Annotated in this window: 12 protein-coding genes and 1 pseudogene; 4 read left to right on the top strand and 9 right to left on the bottom strand. The window is 59.3% G+C overall.

What is annotated here, in order from left to right; genetic code table 11:
* Nucleotides 1-380 precede the first annotated feature (380 nt).
* The 4 genes and pseudogenes from CAter10_RS01130 to CAter10_RS01115 all read right to left on the bottom strand — a co-directional run bounded on the left by CAter10_RS01130 (nucleotide 381) and on the right by CAter10_RS01115 (nucleotide 7,680).
* Nucleotides 381-2,645, bottom strand: coding sequence for an ATP-dependent DNA helicase (locus CAter10_RS01130; protein ID WP_061531960.1), 2,265 nt, complete (start codon nucleotides 2,643-2,645; stop codon nucleotides 381-383).
* Nucleotides 2,642-4,300 carry a VRR-NUC domain-containing protein gene (locus tag CAter10_RS01125; protein WP_061531959.1) on the bottom strand — a complete coding sequence of 553 codons (1,659 nt, stop codon included), beginning with the start codon at nucleotides 4,298-4,300 and terminating at the stop codon, nucleotides 2,642-2,644. The genes CAter10_RS01130 and CAter10_RS01125 overlap by 4 nt, the downstream gene beginning before the upstream one ends.
* 169 nt (nucleotides 4,301-4,469) lie before the next feature.
* Entirely contained in the window at nucleotides 4,470-6,071 is a 1,602-nt protein-coding gene (locus CAter10_RS01120; RefSeq protein ID WP_082797743.1) for a S10 family peptidase, read from the bottom strand.
* Nucleotides 6,068-7,680, bottom strand: a pseudogene (locus CAter10_RS01115) (S53 family peptidase). The gene CAter10_RS01120 and the pseudogene CAter10_RS01115 overlap by 4 nt, the downstream one beginning before the upstream one ends.
* 363 nt (nucleotides 7,681-8,043) lie before the next feature.
* Here CAter10_RS01115 and CAter10_RS01110 point away from each other — a divergent pair.
* Complete coding sequence (locus tag CAter10_RS01110; RefSeq protein ID WP_061531958.1) at nucleotides 8,044-10,155, top strand: carboxy terminal-processing peptidase; 2,112 nt, start codon at nucleotides 8,044-8,046, stop codon at nucleotides 10,153-10,155.
* Between the two features lie 45 nt (nucleotides 10,156-10,200).
* Here the strand turns inward: CAter10_RS01110 and CAter10_RS01105 are convergent, their stop codons facing one another.
* Nucleotides 10,201-10,824: a trimeric intracellular cation channel family protein gene (locus tag CAter10_RS01105; RefSeq protein ID WP_061531957.1), complete on the bottom strand. Its 624-nt coding sequence runs from the start codon at nucleotides 10,822-10,824 to the stop codon at nucleotides 10,201-10,203.
* 4 nt (nucleotides 10,825-10,828) lie between these two features.
* Complete coding sequence (locus CAter10_RS01100; RefSeq protein WP_231879119.1) at nucleotides 10,829-13,213, bottom strand: penicillin-binding protein 1A; 2,385 nt, start codon at nucleotides 13,211-13,213, stop codon at nucleotides 10,829-10,831.
* Nucleotides 13,214-13,424: 211 nt separating this feature from the next.
* Between CAter10_RS01100 and CAter10_RS01095 the strand changes: the two genes are divergently transcribed.
* The gene (locus CAter10_RS01095) at nucleotides 13,425-14,312 is read left to right on the top strand and encodes an HTH-type transcriptional regulator ArgP (protein WP_061531956.1); all 888 of its coding nucleotides are present in this window, start codon (nucleotides 13,425-13,427) and stop codon (nucleotides 14,310-14,312) included.
* Between the two features lie 68 nt (nucleotides 14,313-14,380).
* Nucleotides 14,381-14,743, top strand: coding sequence for a hypothetical protein (locus CAter10_RS01090; RefSeq protein WP_061531955.1), 363 nt, complete (start codon nucleotides 14,381-14,383; stop codon nucleotides 14,741-14,743).
* Nucleotides 14,744-14,764: 21 nt separating this feature from the next.
* Here the strand turns inward: CAter10_RS01090 and CAter10_RS01085 are convergent, their stop codons facing one another.
* From CAter10_RS01085 to CAter10_RS01075, 3 genes are all read right to left on the bottom strand, one after another.
* Entirely contained in the window at nucleotides 14,765-15,499 is a 735-nt protein-coding gene (locus tag CAter10_RS01085; RefSeq protein WP_061531954.1) for an aspartate/glutamate racemase family protein, read from the bottom strand.
* A 116-nt stretch (nucleotides 15,500-15,615) separates the two neighbouring features.
* On the bottom strand, nucleotides 15,616-17,076 hold the full coding sequence (locus tag CAter10_RS01080) for an NCS1 family nucleobase:cation symporter-1 (RefSeq protein ID WP_061531953.1): 1,461 nt from the start codon (nucleotides 17,074-17,076) through the stop codon (nucleotides 15,616-15,618).
* 41 nt (nucleotides 17,077-17,117) lie between these two features.
* On the bottom strand, nucleotides 17,118-18,197 hold the full coding sequence (locus CAter10_RS01075; RefSeq protein ID WP_197467167.1) for a porin: 1,080 nt from the start codon (nucleotides 18,195-18,197) through the stop codon (nucleotides 17,118-17,120).
* A gap of 530 nt (nucleotides 18,198-18,727) precedes the next feature.
* Here CAter10_RS01075 and CAter10_RS01070 point away from each other — a divergent pair.
* Nucleotides 18,728-19,441, top strand: a complete 714-nt coding sequence (locus CAter10_RS01070; RefSeq protein ID WP_061531952.1) for a GntR family transcriptional regulator — start codon at nucleotides 18,728-18,730, stop codon at nucleotides 19,439-19,441.
* Nucleotides 19,442-19,472 lie beyond the last annotated feature (31 nt).

Genomic DNA, 19,472 nt, shown 5'->3' with positions numbered 1-19,472 from the left:
TGTAAAAATATTTTTGATACATTTTAACTATCGATAATGCACGGGATGTGACAGATGGTTCTGCTTATGTCCCGTGAAAGTGCCAAACCGAATCAATCCAGTCTCAGGACCGGCGCATTAAGCCGCTCCTGATTCTTGTCTTGTGGCTTTGTGCAGCGCGAATCGCCGGCATGCATGGCATGCAAAACCGGTTCTATCCAGAACAAGCGAATCTTCTGCTCCATGATTGTAGCGCGCTTCACTTGGGGGATTGAATTGAGGGAAGCCAAGAGATATTGGCAGCATGTCTTTTTGATAAATTGCGTGCAGTGTCCGGGTCCCGCAGTGTCCAGGTCCATATAATCCATCTCATCAAGGACAACCGCACACCACTGCCTGCTTCAAGTATCGATGCGCCACCACTGCGGCAGCAATTGCCGCACCTCTCGCCGCGCAAAGCGGTCGTCGATCAGATACACCACGCCGCGATCCTCGCGGGTGCGGATCACGCGGCCAGCGGCCTGCACCACTTTTTGCATGCCGGGAAACAGATAGGTGCAATCGTAGCCGTTGCCGAAAGTCTGCTCCATCTGTCGCATGATCTGTTCATTGACCGGATTGATCTGCGGCAGCCCTAGCGTGGCGATGAAGGCGCCGATCAAGCGTGCGCCCGGCAAATCAATCCCTTCGGCAAAGGCGCCGCCAAGCACCGCAAAACCTACGCCCTGCGAACTCTCGGTGAAGCGCGCCAGGAATGCCTCGCGCTCGTGTTCATCCATGCGTCGCGCCTGCTGCCACAACGGAATTTCCGGATAGCGTTCGGCGAACAGGCCGGCGACCTTCTGCAAGTAATCGTAGCTGCTGAAGAAAGCCAGGTAATTGCCGGCTTGCAGCCGATACTGTTGCGCAATCAGGTCGACGATCGGCGACAGCGAATTGTCGCGCTGCTGGAAGCGCGTCGAAATGCCGGTTACCAGCCGCACCGACAACTGCTCGGCAGCGAACGGCGATGGCACGTCGACCCAGGCCGTATCGGCCGGCATGCCAAGCGTATCGCTATAGAAATGCCAGGGACTGAGCGTTGCCGAAAACAGTACAGTCGAGTGCGCGGCGGCAAAGCGTGGCGCCAGGAACGGCGCCGGTACGATATTGCGGATGCAGAGCGTGGCGCCGTAGCCGCCTTGCACGGTAACGTCAAACAGGGAATGTTTATCGAACAGCTCCGCCATGCGCGTGAAGTGCAAGGCGTCGAAATAGAAACCTTGCAACTGGCTATCCATCGCCGCCGGATGCTCGACCATGTAGTCGGTGATATCGGCCACCGCCTGTTGCAGCGCGCCGAGGAAGGCGTCGGGCAAGTCGGCATGGCGCAGGTATTCTTCCCGTTGCTCCTTGTACAAGGCGTTCCATTGTCGATTGACGCGGTCCAGCGTGCGCTTGAGCGACGTCGGCGCGGTTTGCCGCAGCACCTTCAACTGACTTTGCACCATCTCGGCCGAGTACATCTTGCGCGCCCGCTCGATCATGTTGTGCGCCTCGTCGACCAACACGCCGACACGCCACTGATTGGCAGCGCTCATGCCATGCAACATGCCGCCGAGATCGAAATAATAGTTATAGTCGCCGACGATCACATCCGCCCAATGCGCCATTTCCTGGCTCAGGTAATAAGGGCACACCCGGTATGCGGCGGCTACTGCGCGCAAACCCTCACGGTCCATCGCGCCCCGGGCAGCGGCGTCAACTGCCGCAGCGCGTGCCTGCGGCAGGCGGTCGTAAAAACCTTGCGCCAGCGGGCAGGATTCGCCGTGGCAAGCCTTGTCCGGATGCTCGCAAGCCTTGTCGCGCGCCACCAGTTCCAGCACACGCAACGGCAATGCCGGCTCGCTCCGCCGGATTTGCGTCAGCGCATCCAGCGCCAGCGCCCGGCCCGAGGTTTTGGCAGACAGGAAGAATAGCTTGTCCAGGCGCTGCGCCGGGCTGGCTTTGAGCAGCGGGAACAAGGTACCGATGGTCTTGCCGATACCGGTCGGCGCCTGCGCCAGCAGACAGCGGCCACTGCTCGCGCCTTTGTAGACTGCTTCGGCCAGAGCACGCTGTCCGGGCCGAAAATCGGCATGTGGAAAACGCAATGCGGCCAGTTGCTCATCGCGCGTCAGACGATGTGCCATTTCCTGTTCAGCCCACGCCAGGAAGCGGCCGCATTGCTGCTGGAAGAATTGCTGCAACAATCCTGCCGTGGCGTACTCGGTCAGCAATGTCTCTTTCTGCTTGCCGATGTCGTAATACACCAGCGCCAGCTGCAGCTCGGATAAATTGCGGCTCTGGCACAACAGGTGGCCGTAGATCCTGATCTGCGCCCAATGCAGGTGACGATGGTTGTCCGGCATGCGGCCAAGATCGCCACGAAAAGTCTTGATTTCTTCCAGGCGGTTCAACACCGGATCGTAGCCATCGGCACGGCCACGCACCAGCAACGGTCCGAACGAACCGCTGAGACTGACCTCAGCTTCGTAACCGGCGCCACGCCGCGTCGCCACTTCGATATGGCCGGCAATGCCTTCCTGTGCGCTGGGTCCCGGCGTAAAACGCAAATCGAGATCGCCCTGCTTGGCGGTGAAATCGCACAGTGCCCGCACAGCGACCACGTAACGGGCCTCGCTCATGCAGCCTCCTGCGCCCACTGTACGTAGCACACCGTCACTGGAATCTGCTGTTCGGCGAAATAATGCAGCCAGCGAATCTGGTTGTCCTGCAGACGGTCGCCCGGCCCTTTGACCTCGATCATTCGGTAGCGTTTTTCCGCCGGCCAGAACTGGATCAGGTCCGGCAAGCCGGAACGATTGTTGCGGATATCCTGCAAGATTCGCTCGAAGCATATGCGCAGATGCTGCGGCGGCAGGCAATCCAGCGCCATGGTCAGCAACGCGTCATCGATAACACCCCAGAACACGAATGGCGACTGGGTGTGGGTCTTGGCTGAAAAGTTGCGCAGGATGGTTTGCCTGTATTCACCGGATTCGAGTTGGGCAAAGCCGGCATCAAAGTGGCTGGCGCGGCGCTGACGGAAATCCAGGCTGTACAGGTCGGCAGGCCCGCTCTGGAAGGGATGGAAGAACGCGCCCGGCAGCGGTGCAAATATGGCGTCCCAGAACAGCAGGCCGAACAGCGAATTCAGCAACGCATTTTCCACATAGACGGCTGGTGCATCGGCGCGCGACAAATGTGCTTCGAGCACAGCCTCGACCGCGATCGCCTGTTCAGGCCGCGGCAGAGTCAGCGCATGCTCCACAATCTGCGGCGCACTGGCCGCTGCTATTTTTCCGTGACCGAGTTGGCGCCGCAGGCGCGGCATGATGCGCAGCAGCCGCTGGCTTTCGGCTTCGCCTTCCGGTTGCTGCTCAGCCTGCTGCGCCAGTTCGAAGGCCGCCACTGGCTGGCCGCAACGCTCCAGCACCCGCACCGCACGCAGGCGCGCGCCTGGCCACGGACAATCGGCGTAATGGCGCAGCGCATCCGACAGCATGCCACTGCGCTCGTAGTGCTGGGCGATCTGGAACAGCAGCTTGCTGCGGCGCTGCTCCAGCCAGTCGTTGGAATACGGCGCGGCAGGGATATCGGCGACCACGGTTTCCGGTGTTTCGCCATTGTGGAAACGTTCGCGGCAAGCGTGCAAATGCAGATACTCGTCGATCTCGCGGCGCGTGCTAAACCCTTGCGACACCGGCGACAAATCAACCGGCTCATACTTGAAGATTCCCAGTTCGGACAGCACGAATTCCGACCAGTCCTGATGCAGGTTACCGAAGAACATCAGACGCATGCGATCGCACAGCGGGGCAATCCGCAACTGCAGCAACTGGTCATCGATACCAGGGTGCCAGGCCAACAGCGGACGCGCGCTGTCAATATCGTTACAGGCATCCAGTAACATGGCCAACTGCTCGCTTTTACGTGCTCCCTTGTTTTGCCGCAGCAGCGGGAAGGCATCGGTGATTTCAACTTTGGTCAACAAGCCGAACAATTGCTCGATGCCGATCGCCGGCTGCGCGTCCAGCCAGCCGGCATCGCACAAGACTGTGGCCGCGCCGCGCGCGCAACCGATTTCATCGTATTTCAACTTACTCAGCCGAAACAGCTCACCCTTGCGCATCACCATCCGCACCAGCAAGGCCTGCGACGCCTGCGGCAACGCGCCGAAACCATCGACGAAGTGCTGTTCGTCTTCACTCAATAAATGCCGATAACGCGCACGTACCGACTCGACCACTGTGCGAAAGTTGTCGAGGTAATAAAAGCGATTTTCCAGCGTTCTGATCATGATGCGGGTAAAAACGATGCAGCGCCGTAGAGGTGGCGCCCACCGAGCTCGATGAATTTATAACTGTATGGACATACAGTTATGCTCAGTATATATGAGCACGGGTCAATGCCCGCAAATTGCACCGACAGCTTGTGTTCGTCTTGCTACGCTGGATAGCGCACGCGCGCTATCCTCGCTTGCGCGCCTGCAAACTCCTGATCCTGGCCAAGGCGTGCTGATCCGACGTGGCGGCATCGATCATCGCTGCCAGATCGGCCTTCAAAGCGGTGCGTGAAGCGGCTTCCAGGTAGACCATGTGGCCGGATGGATAAAACTTTGCGCTGAGGTTTTTGCGCACATTCGGATCGACCAGCGGCATCTTTTGCAGATCCATCACGGTCTGGTAAAACGGCGTAACGAAATCGTAATAGCCGTTGGCCGACAGCACTTTCAGATCGACGTTCAAGCTCATCGTCGCCGCCAGGTCACCCGCGGTGTAGAGGATCACATCGCCCTTGGCGTCGACGCCTTTTTGCGCGCCGGTCGGATCGATGTGGCCGAAATCCCAGTTGGCGAAGGCTTGGTCATTGAGATCGGTAAAGGCCGAATTCGAGGTGAACTTGAGGCCGTCATTCAGGTAGTTGTTCCACATCGCTGTGTAGACGCCGGATACCGCATTCATGGTCGGATCGTTGCCACCTGAGTTGGGTGAAATGGTAGCTGCAATTCCGCTATCGATGCCGGTCACGCGGCCATCGTAGGCGCCCAGCGCCAGTCCCTGGCTTTTCAGCAGGGTGGTCAGGAATAGTGTGTGGCCCAGGTTGTCCTGGGCCGCTACATCCAGCCCCCAGGATGTCAGCGTGGTTTGGTCGATGCCGGTGAAATCGCTCAGTTGCTTGACCGTGGCGGGATCTGCCCGTGGAAATTTCTGCAGTGCAGTCGCATAGTCGCTGCGCGCAAACAGCGCTGCGCTGGCCATCAGGTCGGGCAGGCTGGCCGGGGTTGTGCTCAGCGTGCTTTTCTTGTGATACCAGGCGTCGGCCACAGCGGTCGGCAACGCGCCGACAGGATTGCCGGCCTGGGTGTAGGCGAGGATCGACGATTGCAGCGTGACGCCGTTGAGATCAACGCCATCCTCGTGTAGCAGATAGGACAGCACCGCGCTGCGCGCCGTCCCGTAGGATTCGCCGAACAGGAATTTCGGCGAATTCCAGCGGTCGTTGGCGGTCAGGTAACGCTTGATGAATTGTCGGATCGATTTGGCATCCTGGTCGACGCCCCAGAAATCCTTGTTCTTGAATGGCGCAATGGCGGCCGAATAACCGGTGCCGACCGGGTTGATGAAGACCAGGTCGCTCTTGTCGAGCAGGCTGTCGGGATTGTCTTCCAGTGTGTATGGTGGTGGCGGCGTGAAGCCGGGCATGGCGGTCTTGATGCGTTTTGGCGCGAACGAACCGAGCAACACGAACACTGCGGATGAGCCTGGCCCGCCGTTATAGAAGAATGTCACCGGCCGCGTGTTCAGATCCTGGCCGTCGACCGTGAACGCCACGTAGAACATCTTGGCGGCCGGCTGCGAACTCTCGGCATCGACTGCCACCAGATGGCCGGCGGTCGCGGTGTAGTTATCAACGTGCTGGCCGATGGTGGTGCTGTGATGGGTGATGGCGGCATTCTCGCTGCTGTCGGTAACCGCATCGGCTGGGCCGTTGCCGTAGGCGAGCGGATCGAAAAAGGGCTGGTCCCGGGCCGTTGTTGGATGATGGACCGCTGCATGATTGATGTTCATGATCCCTCTCTTTCGGCACGCCGGCAATCGCCCGCGTTGGAAATGCAATGACTATATGCCGCCGGCCAATTTTTGCCGTCCGGACTACCCAGCCCGGTGCAGGCATCCCACCCCGGCGTGGCGGCAAAATTGCCATTGTTGCCTTGCGTGATATCCCGAAACGCGGACGGCTGCTGATACAGCCGCGCATTCACGTAACCGACCGCGCTGCCACGGCCCGCATTGATGCGCGCGAACAGCGCCGCCCATAACGGCGCCACGGCACTGGTGCCACCGACGACCGCATCGCTGCCGTCGACATGCACCTGGTAGCCCGTGGCCGGATCGGCATTGCCAGCCACGTCCGGCACGCCACGCATCGCCAGCGACACATGCTTGCCATTGGTGCTGGTCAGCGTCAGGTTCTGTTGCCAGAGCGGTAGCGTAAATACCGCGCTGACGCCACCGCCGCCAGCGCCGCCTTGGCTGCCGTCGTTCCACACCACTTCGCGCTCGATGATGCTGCCGCCGGCCAGCAGGCGCGTGCCGCCGCAGGCCAGCGCATACGGACTGGACGCCGGAAAATCGACGTGATTGGCGCCATCCGTGACACCGTCGCTGGAGCCGTTGTCGCCGGACGCCACGCACACCGTCACGCCCATCGCCGCCGCCGCTTGCAGCGCCGCGTTGAAGGCCTGCATCGATTGTTGCGTCCAACCTGCTTCGGCGCTGCCCCAACTGATCGAAATGATGGAGGGTTGGTGCTGACTGTCATGCACGGCGCGGTTGAGCGCGTTGATGAAACCGGCATCGGTATTGGTCGAGAAATACACCACGATCTGCGCTTCCGGCGCGATCGCGCCGGCGATTTCGATATCCAGCACCACTTCGCCGTCGGGCCGTTGGGATCGCCGCTCGGCTGGTTGCCGGGGCCGTTCACGGCTACCGCAGTGACGTTCGGAACAGGAATCCCCAATCGCGTGAAATAGGTTTGTAAATCAGATTGCTTGTAGCCGCCGCCAAGCTCGATGATGGCGATGCATTGGCCTTTACCTTGATTGTCAGGAAAATCGTATAACGTCGCCAGCTGCGTCGGAAGGTAGGAAGTGGCGACGCTGTGTGGCGCAAAACGAAACGGCGGATGCAGGCGGAAATGCGAACGCGCTTGCGGCCGATTGTCGAGCCCGATCACCGCCGTCACGATATCCAGCAATTCTTCAGGGATATGCAGCGCGCCGACCCGGCCGCGATAATCGCCCTGTTGCGACGTGTAGCGCTGCAGGTCGACATCGAAGGCGCGATTGCATTGCGCCACCGTGCCAGACAAGGTCACCGTGCTACACGCCGGATCGCTGCCCACTACCTGCAGCGAATGATTGCGCGCAAATGCGGCAACACGGGCGATATTTTCCGGTGCGGCGCAATACTTGCCGGCGAACTCTGCGCGCGACAAATGCGGTGCGGCAACATCGCCGGTGGCCAACCGGCCGACCAGTGCCTGCAACTCCTGCTCGCCATTGCGGCGCAGGAAGACCGTGACTTCCAGCTGTTCCGAGGGATTCGCATTGCCGACACAATGCGCATCGACGGGAATGTTGCGCTCACTGCCGGGGAGAGGGATTTTTGCCATGGTTGTCATGCTCCGTTTTTGCAACAGGTATAGCGATAGACAAGGCGACAAGGCACTGACAAACCAGCCGCGCGCATCTCGCTCAAATCAGACACACACAAGAAGGGACAGTTCCTTTTCTATTAAGAAACATTTTATTCCCATTTTTGTCGACTCGCCGAGATCGGAAATTGTCATTTTTACAAAATCGACAAACCTCGACCGCAGCAATCCTGGCGCTGATCTCGGCAGGCCGACCGCGCCCATTGACGGTTCCAACTTAACGATACAAACAAAGACTTCCGGCGCATCGCATGCATTTGTGAAAGCCAAGTAGAATTAACCCATTCCTGAATCAACCTCGAACCTCGGATAGAAGCTAATATGCGCCTCAAAAATAGTCTGCTATGTATCTTGCTGGCAATCTCGGCCACAGCCCAAGCGCTGGAAGCAGGACCGCCGCCAGTCCTGACGCCGCTGCAACAGCAGGCGCAGGCGGCGCATCTGAGCGCGCAATTCCTGACGCGTTTCCACTACAAGCCGATGCCGCTGGACGATGCGTTGGCGGGCAAGATCGTCAATCGCTATATCAAATTGCTCGATCCGGAAAAATTCTTTTTCGTACAATCGGATATCGATCAATTCACCGCAGCGCACAGCAAACTGGACGATGGGATCTATCACGAAGATCTGCAGATCCCGTTTTCCATATTCAATGTGTACGAGCAGCGCGTGGTCGAGCGCCTGACTTATGCACGTGAACTCCTCAAGCAGGGTTTCGATTTCAGCAAGAAGGAAGACTTTGCCTTCGTGCGCGACAAGGAACCGTGGCCGCAAACGGAAGCGGAAAGTCGCGAACTCTGGCGCAAGCGCGTCAAGAACGACTGGCTGCGCCTGAAACTGGCAGGCAAGAACGATCAGGCGATCCGCGATACGCTTAACAAGCGTTACGACAACTCGCTGGCGCGCGTCTATAAATACAAGAGCGACGACGTATTCCAGATTTTCATGAACGCCTATGCGACGTCGATCGAGCCGCATACCGACTACCTCGGTACGACAGCTGCGGCAGATTTCGATATTTCGATGAAGCTGTCGCTGGTCGGCATCGGCGCGGTGCTGCAGGAACGCGATGAATACACCACGATCCGCGAGCTGGTCTCGGGCGGTCCGGCGCAATTGTCCGGCAAACTTGCCGTCGGCGACCGCATCGTTGGCGTCGCGCAAGGCGCGCAAGGACCGATGGTCGAGGTGGTCGGCTCGCGCATCGACGAAGTGGTGAAACTGATCCGTGGCGCCAAGGATTCGGTCGTCCGGCTCGACGTCCTGCCGGCCGATGCCGGCCCGGATGGCAAGCATCGCCTGGTAACTCTGGTGCGCAACAAGATCAGCCTGGAACAACAGGCCGCCAAGAAAACCATCATGTCGGTCAAGAATGGCGACACCACGCGCAAGGTCGGCGTGATTACGTTGCCGGCGTTCTATGAAGATTTCGACGGTCGCCGCAAGGGCGACAAGAACTACCGTAGCGCCAGCCGCGACGTGGCGGCGTTGTTGACCGAGCTGAAGAAGGAAAAGGTCGACAGCGTGCTGGTCGATCTGCGCAACAATGGCGGCGGTTCGCTGAATGAAGCGATCAACCTGACCGGCCTGTTTGTCGGCAAGGGACCGATCGTACAGCAGCGCAACGCACGCGGCGAAGTCAATATTGGCAGCGACGACCTGCCGGCGCCGCTCTGGACCGGCCCGATGGCGGTGCTGATCAATCGCGGCTCCGCCTCGGCGTCTGAAATCTTTGCCGCCGCTATCCAGGACTACGGTCGCGGCACCATCATCGGCGAAGGCAGTTTCGGCAAAGGCACTGTGCAAAGCATGGTCAACCTGGATGAACTGACGCATAACGACAAACCGAAATTCGGTGAACTCAAGATGACTGTCGCTCAGTTCTTCCGCATCAACGGCGGCACCACACAGTTGCGCGGCGTAACACCGGATATTACTTTGCCGGGCTTCTCCGATCCGGAGAGTTTTGGCGAGTCTAGCTACGACAACGCACTGCCATGGTCACAGGTCAAGGCCGCCGACTATGCGCCGCTCGGCGATGTCAAAGACCTGCTGCCGCAACTGCAGATGCGGCACGATGCCCGGGTCGAGAAAGACAAGGATTTCCAGCGCCTGGTGGAAGATGCCGACGAGTTGAAGACTTTACGCAAGAAGCGCACAATTTCGCTCAATGAGGCCGACCGCCGCAGTGAACTGGCCGTGCAGGAAGCGCGCATCAAGGCCCGTGAAAAAGCGGATGGCAAGGATGCGAACAAGGATACGTTGGATGATGGCCTGCAAGCCAACGAACGCAGCCTGAGCGCCGACCTGGCGGCAGAAAAAGCGCAGAAGAACGCCAAGGATGTATTGCTTAACGAAGCGGCGCAAATTCTCGGCGATCAATCTGACCTGATCAAGAGCAATACCAAGTTCGCGGCGCAACAAGCCAAGTAATGCTCCCCACGACGGGAGGCCGTACCGGCTTCCCGTCACTCCCCGCTATTCGAATCCCCGGATGCCTGCCGTGTTGAAGCGCGGCAGTTTCCAGTTAAAGCGCAAGGCCAGCAGACGGAATGTCAGGCCGGCGCCGATTGCACCCAGCGATGCCGCCGCCGCATCGACGCCACACCACAGCAAGCCGACATACAGGGCGCCGGTAAACAAGGCGACCGTCGCATACAGCTCACGTTGCAATACCAGCGGAATCTGATTGCACAACACATCGCGCAGCAAGCCGCCGAACACCCCCGTAATCATACCGGCCAGCACCACAATGGCGGGGGCCATGCCGTTGGCGCGGGCGATGTCGCAACCGATCACACTGAACGCCACCAGGCCGAGGCCATCGACCAGCAGGAACACCTTGCGCAGATGGTGCAGCGAACGCGCCACCATGGCGGTGACGATGGCGGCGCCGACAGTGAACAGCAGGTATTCAGGATGGGCGATCCAGCCCAGCGGATAATTTCCGAGTAGCACATCACGTACCGAACCGCCGCCCAGCGCGGTGATGGTGCCGATCACGCAGATGCCGAACAGGTCCATGCCGCGGCGCATACCCATGATCGCGCCGGACATCGCTTCGGCTACGATCGCAACCAGGTAGATAGTGTGTAACAACATCTTTTTATTCTTCCGTAGAAAACAGTTTCAATATCTGTTCGCGCTCTTGGGCTGCGCCCAAGGCATCTGCGGCCGGACTTGCCGCTGCCAGATCGGGTTCGCACTTGAAGTCGCTTTGGATGAAGGCATTGCCGTCTTCCAGACAACTGCCATTCAGGTACTCTGAATAAACATAATCGCCATCGCTGAAAATCAGCCCCTGCGGCTCGTTGCGGATCTGTTCCGGTCGCCCTTCCAACGCCACCTGCATGTAGCGGCTCCAGATCGGCAACGCCAGCGCGCCACCGGTGGTGGCGCCGAGCGATTTCGGCTGGTCGTAACCAAGCCACACTACCGACACCACACCCGACGAATAACCGGCAAACCAAGCGTCGTAGGCATTGTTCGAGGTGCCGGTCTTGCCCGCTGTATCGCTGCGTCCCAATACTTTGGCGCCATGGCCGGTGCCGGACTTGACCACGTCCTGCAACATGCTGTCCATGACGAAGGCATTGCGTGCCGAGATGATGCGCTTGCCGGACTTCTGCGCTGCGGTTTGGCTATTCCCGGCATCGCTGTATAGCACCCGCCCCGACCGGTCATTGATCTGCTTGATCAGCCGCGGCGCCGTATGATAGCCGCCATTGGCGAATGCTGCATATGACTGTGCCAGCTGCAATGGCGTCACCGCGCCAGCCCCCAGTGCCAGCGGCAGCGACACTGGATTGCGCTCGGCAAGAAAGCCGAAGCGCGTCGCATACTGCTGTACGTAGTCGGCGCCGGCAGCCTGCATCAGGCTCACCGCAACCAGGTTCTTCGAACGCATCAGGCCGCGCCGCACTGTGATGAAGCCTTCATAGTTATTGCCGTAATTACGCGGCCGCCAGGCACGGGCTCCGGTTTCTGCCGGCCGTAATACGCGTTGCGCGTCATCCACCAGCGTGCCGGGGAAATACCCTTTTTCCAGCGCCGCAGAATACACGAAAGGCTTGAAGCTCGATCCCGGCTGACGGAATGCCTGCACGGCATGATCGAAAGGATTACGCGAAAAATCGAAGCCGCCGGCCAAGGCCAGGATGTCGCCACTCTCGGCATCGAGCGAAACGAGCGCTCCCTCCATCTCCGGCATCTGGCCAAGCAGCCAGCGTTCGCCCTTGCTGTTATCCAGATAGGCCCGAATCACGGAACCAGGAACGATACTGCGTTTGCCGCTGGCAGGCAGCTTGGCCCAGCCGCCGACAAAGCGCGGATCGACGGCGCCGATCTGGATCGTCCGGCCATCGCGCAATAGCGCGCTGATCTGTTTGGGGCCGACGGCCGTTACTAATGCCGCGCGCAACTCGCCGCTATCCGGATAAGCCGCCCGCAACTGGCGAACGCTCTCCCTCGCATCAATATCGACGGACAGCGATCCCTCCGGGCCGCGATAGCCTCTGCGCGCCTGCGCCTCTATCAATCCCGTACGCAGTTGCTTGTCCGCAGCCATCTGCGGCGCCATGCGGATGGTGGTGGTGACATCCAGGCCGCTCGTATAGGCGCGCTCCTGATACAGCTCCATCACTATCTGGCGAGCCTGTTCCACCGCATACGCGGCTTCGCGTACGGACGGATTGCGGCGTGGATTAACCACAAGCTGTTCCGCCAGCGCCTGTTGCAGTTGATCAGCCGTGATGTAGCCGAGCTCATGCATGCGCTGCAGGATGTAATGCTGACGGACTTGCGCGCGCTGCGGATTGGCGACCGGATTGTAGGCCGACGGCGCTTTCGGCAATCCCGCCAGCATCGCCGCCTCGGCCACAGTCACCTGCTCCAGCGGCTTGTCGAAGTAAATGCTGGAGGCGGCAGCAAAGCCATAAGAACGCTCACCCAGGTAGATCTGGTTCATGTACAACTCCAGCAGCTTGTCCTTGCTGTAACGCTGCTCCAACTTATAGGCCATCAGAATTTCCATCAGCTTGCGCTGCATGGTCTTGTCGCGCGTCAGGAAAAAATCGCGTGCGACCTGCATCGTGATGGTGCTCGCGCCTTGCGCATGCTGACCGGTGACCACATTGGCCAACGTCGCGCGCAGCAGGCCGAAAAAATCGACCGCGCCGTGCTCGTAGAAGCGCGCATCCTCGATCGCCAGCAAGGCCTGCCGCATGACCGGCGGAATCTGTTCCAGCGGCAGAAATTCGCGCCGCTCTTCGCCGTATTCGGCCAGCAAGATGCCTTCACTCGAATAGATCCGCAACGGCAACGCCGGTTGATATTGCGCCAGGTGCTCGACTGCCGGCAACTGCTGCCAGGCCTGCCGCAACCAGTAACCGCCGACAAGCATTGCTGCGAGTGCCAGCCCAAGGCTCAAGCCGAGCAGGAATTTAAGATTGCGGACCAGCTTCGATTGCGGCTGTTTGCCAAGCTCGTTCAAGGCGCAATCCCCGCCAGGCCGTAATCGGCTTTTGTAAGATATTTGCTGGTGCTGCTCGATAAGACCATGCTTGCTCCGGTAACTGCAGCGCGTTCTCGCGTGCAGGATGTGAAATCGTCAGAGAGCGCATTGTCCTTTGGAGCAGACACATCTTTATCAAAAATAAGTATTATTAAGGAATAATAAATATTTCTTATGCAAGGATACCGGCATGAACCTCAATCCCAAGCATACCGAAGCATTCCGCGCCGTCATCGAAACCGGCAGCTTCGAACAGGCGGCAACCCGGCTGCACCTGACTTCGCCGGCGATCTCGCAACGCGTGCGCGCGCTCGAAAGCCAGCTCGGCAACGCACTGGTGGTGCGCAGCCGGCCGGCGCGCGCCACTCGCATGGGGCAACGCCTGCTGCAATATCTGAAACGCGCCAAACTGCTGGAAACCGACCTGGCCACTGAAATGGCGGTGGAGCAGGATGCCCCGCTGACGCTGGTGCTGGCGTTGAACGCCGATTCCATCGGCACCTGGTTTTTCCCGGCGCTGTCGGATGTACTGATCCGCGAGCGAGTGCTGCTCGACCTGACCGTGGAAGACCAGGATCACACCTACACGCTGCTCGAAACCGGCCTCGCCATCGGCTGCATCAGCACCGAGCCGAAACCGATGCGCGGCTGCTCCGCCGAACTGCTGGGCGTGATGCGCTACTGGCTGGTGGCATCAAAAAAATTCCTTGCGCAGTGGTTGCCAGACGGCCTGACCCGCAAGGCGGCACGCAGCGCGCCGGTGGTGGCCTACACCCACAAGGACACGCTGCAATCGTCATTTCTGTTAAGCAAGCTGGGTCTGCCGGACGGCGCCTATCCCTGCCATTACGTACCAGGCGCGGCATCGCACTTCAACGCCATCCGCTACGGCCTCGGCTACGGCATGGTGCCTGAACTGCTGCTCAAGGCCAACGCCAAACCAAGTGAGATCGTCATGCTGACGCCGGGCAAACCCGTCGAGGTGGCGCTGTACTGGCACACCTGGAAAGTGCAATCACCGCGTATGGAGCATCTTTCGCAACAGATCATTTCTTCGGCACGAAAAATCCTGAAATGATCTCGATTCGTGACGCCAACAGATGCATACTGGCGTCATAACCGATGGAATCAAAGAGAGGCCCTACCATGCGCATGAGCGATGAAGAGTATTTCAGGAGCTGCGTTGCCAAGGAAAGGATTCTGGCAAAGCTGCTCGGCCACGAAAACATCGAGGAATGCTACGAAAGCGCCGGCGTCCTGTGGGATAACGGCAAGGCGCTGCCGAAATGGACGCGCGACTGGAGCGCCTGCGGGCCGCTGATGGTGCAGTACGATCTTTCTCCTGTCTACGATCATCCGCCTGACCATGCACCCAGCACCCGGGTGACAATCGGCGCCATCGTTGCCCAGTTTACTGACCATCCGAGCAAGCAGCAGGCCGTCATGTATGCGATTGTGAAGGCGGCGATCCATGTGCTGGAGTATCGCAAGGCGCATCACATGGCGTGACGCCGCTGCTGCCTCTTGGCATTAGAGCCTGGAGAAATTTTCAAGCATGCCGCTGTAGGGTTTTGGGAGGGGATAGGCCAGGTCGCCGCGCTTGCCTGTCGCCAGGCCTAGCTGCACCAGGCTTTCCACCATCTTTACCGCAACCGTGACGCCGTCGATCACGTTGATACCGAGCTCGCGGCCGATTGCCTTGCACAGGTCGGCCATGCCGGCACAGCCGAGCACGATGCTGTCGGCCTTGTCTTCCCGCATCGCGCGCCGGCATTCTGTAACGATGATGCGGTAGGCATCCGATCCGGGCTGCTCCAGGTCCAGTACATTCAGTTCGCATGCCCGCACGCGACGGCAGAAACGGCGCATGCCGTAAGCTTCGGCCAAATGCCAGGCAATGCCGCAGGTGCGTTCCAGCGTGGTCACCACGCTGAAACCGGTGCCGATCATGCTGGCCGCGTGCATGGCGGCTTCGGCGATACCGATTACCGGGCCGCGTGCTACCTCACGAGCAGCATGCAAACCGGGATCGCCAAAGCAGGCGATTACATAGCCATCGACGTCGTCTGCTTCGCCACGGCGGATTTCATCGAGGATGCCGGGCACGCTGAGCGCTTCATCGTAATGACTCTCGATCGAAGCTGGCCCCATCGCCGGACTGACCGCAACGATCTCGGTGCCAGGTGCGGCAACCTGGCGTGCGCAAAGACCGATCTTCTCGGTCATGCTCCAGGTGGTGTTGGGATTGATGATCTTGATTTTCAAAACAGGACGCTAACTATTAAATGGGCGCGCCGCAGACTCGGCGGCGCGCCGGGAATAACCGCGAAACCGACCGCCACGGCGGTCGGATGGGAATCGCCTGGAATCAGGCTAGCGCATCAGGCCACAGCTCCGGCTGCAACGTTGGCCGTCTGCTTGTGGCTGATGGCCCAGTAAATCGCCAACCCGCAACCCATGCCAATGAACCAGGTGAAATTGGCCAGGCCGTCCAGCCCGGGCACCAGCACGCAGCAGACCGGAATGATGGCCGCCGGAATCAGCGCCGTGATGGCCTTGCGGTTGTAGCCGTTGTCGTACCAGTAGGCGCCGTTGCGATCCATCGTGTACAGGTCGTCGACGATCACACGCTGCTTCTTCACCAGGTAGAAATCGGCGATCAGGATGCCGAACAACGGACCAATGAAGGAACCCAGGATATCCAGCGTGTAATGGATCACGTGCGGATTGTTGAACAGGTTCCACGGCGTGATGAAGATCGATCCCACAGCAGCGATCATGCCGCCCATGCGCCAGCTGATCATTTTCGGCGCGACGTTGGAAAAATCGAAAGCAGGCGAAACGAAATTGGCGACGATGTTGATGCCGACCGTGGCTACCATGAAAGTCAGGCCGCCCAGCACCACTGCAAAGGTATTGTCGATATGGCCGACCATCGCTACCGGATCAGTAATCAACTTGCCGTAGATCGGCAATGTCGCTGCGATGCAGATCACGGTCAACAGCGAGAAGCCGAGGAAGTTGACCGGCAGCCCCCAGAAATTGCCGCGCTTGACCGACTTGAAATCCTTGCCATAGCGTGAGAAATCACCGAAGTTGAGCATCGGTCCGGAGAAATACGAAACCACCAGCGCAATCGCATTGATCATCACCGGCAGTGCGGCGAAACCGCTGTACTTGATGCCGCCCAGGTTAAGGTCGATATTGCTCCAGCCAGCCTTCGCCACCAGCCACGCTGCCAGCAACAGCATCACGACATACACCGCCGGACCGGCCCAGTCGATGAACTTGCGGATTGCATCCATGCCGGTCCAGAACACGACTGCCTGCAGCACCCACATCACCATGAAGCCAAGCCAGCCCAGGTATGACAAACCGACAAACCCGTATTGCTTGACGTCGGCATAGACCGCCAGTTCCGGGAAGAACTTCAGCACGATCAGCAGGAAAGCGCCGGAAGCGAGATAGGTCTGGATGCCGTACCAGGCCACCGCGATCAAGCCGCGGATGATGGCCGGTATGTTGGCGCCGAGCACGCCAAAGGTGGTGCGGCAGATTACCGGATACGGAGCGCTCGTTACCTGGCTCGGCTTGGCCACCAGGTTGGCGAAGAACTGCACGATCATGATGCCGAGCAGCAGTGACACCAGCACCTGCCAGCTGCTCAAGCCCAGCGCGAACAGGCTGCCGGCAGTAACGTAGCCGCCGACGCTGTGCACATCGGACATCCAGAATGCGAAGATGTTGTAGCTGCCCCAGGTTTGTTTTTTCAGCGGTGCCAGATCGTCGTTGGTCAGCCGGTCGTCATACGAGGGCTTGATAATTGCGTTGTGCTTTTCCATCGTGACTCCTAATGTAGGACCTCATTTAAAAACGCTAACAATCAGAACAGGTGACGGATGCCAAGCGCGACGGCGGTCTGGCTCTGGTTCGCATAACCGCCGCCGATCGCTGTCGAATTGGTGGCCACCAGCGATTCCGAAGCGCCGCCGGCATTGTTGAGATGGGCGATATTGGCGATCAGGCTGGTGCGCTTCGATAGGCTGTAGATGCCGAGCAGGCGGTACACCTTGCTGTTGTTGGCGAGCGTCGTGTTCTTTCGGTAGATGGCATCGGCCGAGCCGGTAAATGCCGGAGTGAATGCATAATCCAGGCCAGCCTCGACCGCATACGCCTTGCGTGCCGACTGCGACGGGATCGACTGGAAGACGCCGGGTCCGGAAATATCGCTGTGGGCATAGCCCAGCCGCGCGGTCAGCGCGCCGAAGCCGTAACTGGCGCCGAGTGTGACCAGCTTGTACAGGCTGCCATTGCTGATCAGGCTGGCATTGCCATCCTGTTCATGGTCATAGCTGGCCGCCAACAGCAACGGCCCCTGCTGGTAACGGCCGGCGAGGTTGTAGACCTGGCCGCTGCGCACGCTGCCGGCTGCTTCACCGAAACCGAGCATGGCCCCGCCCTGGAAACCGCTGAACGTTGGCGACACGTATTTGACGGTGTTGTTGTAGATCTCGCTGACAGCATCGAACTCGGAAAACTTGAAGATCGCACCGGAGTTGTAGCCGCCCTTGAAGATGCTGCCGACCAGCCAGTCATCGTTGAAATTCCATTGCTTGCCGACCGTCAGCTTGCCGCCAGGGCTATCCAGGCCGACCAGCGCATTGCGCGAGAACAGCTGGCCGCTGGCCGACTGCGCACCGGTAGTCGGATTGAAGCCTGCCTGCAGATTGAAAATGGCGCTCAACCCGCCGCCCAAATCTTCCTTGCCGCTGAAGCCCACGTTAGAAACACCCAGGATGCTGTCGGTCCCGCCCACTTTCGATTGCGTGCCATTGCCGACATTGTTGGCGTAGCCGATGCCGGTGTCGATCACGCCCGAGGCGGTAACGCTGGTTTGCGCCAGCGCGGCGCCGGCGATGCCCAGCATGGCCAATGCCGCCGCCGGTTTGAGTAAAGGGTTCATCTTTATCCTTGTCTATGTTGTATGCCTGCCTGCTCACCACGGTGATCCGTCCAGCGCAGTACGGCCAACTGCAACCAACAGCTAGCGGAACCGCCTCCCTGAGGTCCAGGATTGTTTGATTTTTTACAATCCAAGACAGGATTGCGCACAATCCATGACTTGCAATAAGCCAGAACCGTGCCAATTGAGATTTTTTGATGAGGTCGACAGGTGTCGCAAGAATGAAAATGGGCGGTGCAGCGACTATCGCAAGGAAACATTAAGGTGACTTTGGTCGCCAGAGATCGTGCACAATTTGGTGCAAATTACGCTAATTTTTGTGCACATGCCTCAGTATGGCGCATCGCATTCGCACTAACAGTTGGGTAGAAATCCATATCGCCTGGAAAAATTTGGCAGTCGTGCAAGGCGTGGACTTAGGATTTATACTGGTGCACCACTTCGACAAAGATTCGGCGAGCAATGTATAAATTGTGCACAATCCTAAAATCACCCGACCTGCCAGCCATTCTGGCAAACGGGGGCGCGGCATGAGCCAGGCCGCCAGCATCCGCCACGAAGAATTGAGCAACGACGAGGTGGATGCGCGCATCCACCTGTCGATCATCGACGCCATCCTCGACCATCAGTTGCCGCCCGGCACGCGCCTGGTCGAAGCGCCGCTATGCGAAGCCTTCGGCGTGACGCGTGGCACATTGCGGCGGGTATTCGTGAAACTGGCGCATGAAGGCGTGATTGACCTGCAACCGAATCGCGGCGCGGTCATCGCCATGCATGACATCAAGGAAGCGCGGGAAGTATTCGAAGCCCGCGTGATCGTCGAAAGTGGCTCGGTCAAGAGCCTGGCGGGCAAGCGCCGACGTCTGCCTGAACTACGTGAGATGGTGAAGCGCGAGCATGCGCTGCGTGAGCAAGGCAACTGGGGGGACTGGATTCGCCTCTCCGGCGAATTTCATATCAAGCTGGCCGAAGCCAATCAAAACAACATTGTGACCGGCTATCTGCGCACCTTGATCGCACGCAGCTCACTGCTGATCGGCCTGTACGAAACGCCGAAGCGCAATAGCTGTTCAGCGGACGAACATGTGGCGATCCTTGATGCCATCGAACAGGGAGATGGCGAGCAAGCGGCGCGCCTGATGGCGCATCACCTCGGCGAATACGCCAGCGAACTGCTGACCGAGCAGAACCAGCCCAAGGAAATCGACTTCGGCAAACTGTTTTCTCCGGTGCGGTCGGTTTAAGCGATAAACTCAGTCCCTGGCATCAGTTATG

This window comes from Collimonas arenae, from assembly GCF_001584165.1.
Lineage (GTDB): Bacteria > Pseudomonadota > Gammaproteobacteria > Burkholderiales > Burkholderiaceae_D > Collimonas > Collimonas arenae.
Note: the sequence above shows the minus strand (reverse complement) of the source record. Positions and strands in the feature narration are given on the sequence as shown.